This is a genomic window from Arsukibacterium sp. (assembly GCF_041616895.1).
Classification (GTDB): Bacteria; Pseudomonadota; Gammaproteobacteria; order Enterobacterales; family Alteromonadaceae; genus Alishewanella.
This window is the reverse complement of sequence record NZ_JBFJPY010000196.1, coordinates 1-2,301: the sequence shown is the minus strand read 5'-3', so window position 1 is coordinate 2,301 and position 2,301 is coordinate 1. Positions and strand designations below refer to the sequence as shown.

General features: G+C 52.6%; 2 protein-coding genes and 1 pseudogene. 1 reads left to right on the top strand and 2 read right to left on the bottom strand.

Annotated features, from left to right (window positions below; translation table 11 throughout):
• Together ABY802_RS16685 and ABY802_RS16680 are read right to left on the bottom strand one after the other, a co-directional pair.
• Positions 1 to 1,238, bottom strand: a 1,238-nt coding sequence (locus tag ABY802_RS16685; RefSeq protein WP_372628245.1) for a GMC family oxidoreductase N-terminal domain-containing protein, incomplete at its 3' end; no start/stop codon positions are given.
• A 152-nt stretch (positions 1,239 to 1,390) separates the two neighbouring features.
• Positions 1,391 to 1,894 (bottom strand): hypothetical protein, encoded by a 504-nt coding sequence (locus ABY802_RS16680; protein WP_372628244.1) that lies wholly within the window; start codon positions 1,892 to 1,894, stop codon positions 1,391 to 1,393.
• A 52-nt stretch (positions 1,895 to 1,946) separates the two neighbouring features.
• Here ABY802_RS16680 and ABY802_RS16675 point away from each other — a divergent pair.
• Positions 1,947 to 2,301: pseudogene (locus tag ABY802_RS16675) on the top strand (hydrolase); the annotation flags it as partial.

The following is a 2,301-nucleotide window of genomic DNA, read 5'->3' as shown; positions in this document are numbered from 1 at the left end:
TTAGCGCCAGCAGCGAATTGCATCTGAGCCATCGACAACAGTGCCCGGCGGGCGCCCTGCCAAAGGTAGTCTGTGATCGGATAATCTAGTACCGGTTGCTGCTGACTATCGAGCATCACGCTACCCCCCTGGCTTTGTGGATGAAAGCCATCGCGCAGCAGCGCTATTGTCACTTGCAGCTGGTTAAACTGTTGCATTAAGGCAGCATGCTGCTCGCCCGTTCCCAAAAGCTTCGTTGCCATTAATACCGGATGTACCGGTGCTGCTTCAAGTTTATAGCCTATCTGTTCGTTTGCAGGCCAGACAAATTGATCAGAATACACAGACTGCGGCGCCCCGGCATGGCCGTTAATGTCATCGCTAAACAGTGCACCGCTAATCAGCGACGGGTGTAAATAGGTATGTTTTCCCAAGCGGCCGGATGGATCAGGCACCTTCGATCGCAATAAAATGGCCGGCGAACCAATGGCACCAGCCGCCAGAATATAGTGTTTGGCGCGAATAGTAATGTTCAGATCGCTGCGGGGCTGAAAATGCTGATCAACCGGCACCGCATCAATACTGGTAATGTTATCGCCCTGCCAGCTGAATTGTCGTACCGACAACCGCGAGATTAACGTGGCGCCCAGTGCCATGGCCGAGGGTATAGTACTGACCAGCATTGACTGCTTGCCATTGATCGGGCAACCCATACCGCAATAGCCCAGATTAGCGCAGCCATTTACGTTACGGCTGATAATAGTGTGCTGCCAGCCTAAGGCCTCACACCCACGCTGCACCACACTGTTATTGCCATTGGGCGGTATTGGCCAGGGTTTGATATTAAGCCGCTGCTCAGCCTTAACAAAATAGGGCGTTAGCTCGTTTTCGCCCGTGAAATTTAAGCCAAACTCGCTTTGCCAGTAATCCAGCGTCGGCTTGGGTGTGCGAATAGATGTGGTCCAGTTAACGGTGGTAGAGCCGCCCACAGTGCGCCCCTGTAAAATACCAATGGTACCATCACGGGTTTTACGAGCGGCACCTTCCTGATACAAATTAGGGTAAGCCCAGCGCTCCTCCATCACAAAGTCATCACGGGTGTAATACGCCCCTTCTTCCAGCAATAGCACTTTAAACCCAGCCTGAGCCAGCTGTTCAGCGGCAATACCGCCACCGGCACCCGAACCGATAATCACAACATCAGCTTCAATCTGTTGATCTTCAGTAAACTGGCTGGCATCCAGGTGATTTTTGGTCATGCTATTAGTCCACAAAGGTGATGTTCCAGAGCGATGGTAGCAGGTGTCCGCACGCACCAGCGGCAGGGGTGCCGCGCAGGCTGAGACAGCACAGGGAGGTGCTGTCGAAGGCGGCGAAGTGCGGATTTCCTGGTACCTGAGCCATTAACATTTTACCGAAACCTTGGCGCAGTATACGCCAGCGACTGCCAGTGCTCTGGCTGACCATAGTAAGCGCCATATAACAGCTCGCGCAGACCGTGATAGGCTTGCTGCAACACGCCTAGATAGCTATCACGCCAGCTGTTAAGTAAGGCCAGCCGCTGTGCCATGGTTAAATCCGGCAAATGAGTCAGATACCCCGTTAACCCCAGCTGAGCCAGCCGATTGGCCAACAAATTAAACAACTGGTGTAGCTCATTTTGCTGGCGCAGCGGCAAAAACGGCATAAAATCGCCGATAGCGGTTTGAGTGCGGTTAAGCTCAGCCGCAGCCAAGGTCGCATCTTCGGGCAAAGCGCCGTACAATAGCGCCGGTAACAAGGCCGATAGCACCAGTTCGCGGTTGTTTTCATCAGCATCACGGCTTTTTTGCCAGCCAACCATACCCAGGGTAGCGCCTATACTGGCTGCAGCGGCTAGCGCGATACCGGATAGAATAAATTGTCGCCGATCCATAGTGCTGCACCCGAAGTAAAATTTAAACCATTGTTTATCAGGATACATACATTTGCAAGCTCAGCTCAGACCAGTTGTTCATCCACCGTTTCAGCCCGCCTGGTGGTTAAAGCATGCCCACCTGCAAACGATATTTGCCAAGTATTTAAGCCCGAAACACGCGCTAAGTACTGAAACAGAAATGTTTAGTCTGCCCGATGGTGATGAGCTGCAGCTTAACTGGTTGCCTTGTGCAAGCGCCAGTGATAACACGCCACTGCTGATTTTGCTGCATGGCCTGGCCGGCGACATTAACAGCCATTATATTCAGGCGATGCTGGCACAGTGCCGTAAGCTTAACTGGTCGGCCGTATTGCTGCATTTTCGCGGTTGCAACGGTAAACCCAATAAACTACCCAGGGCTTACC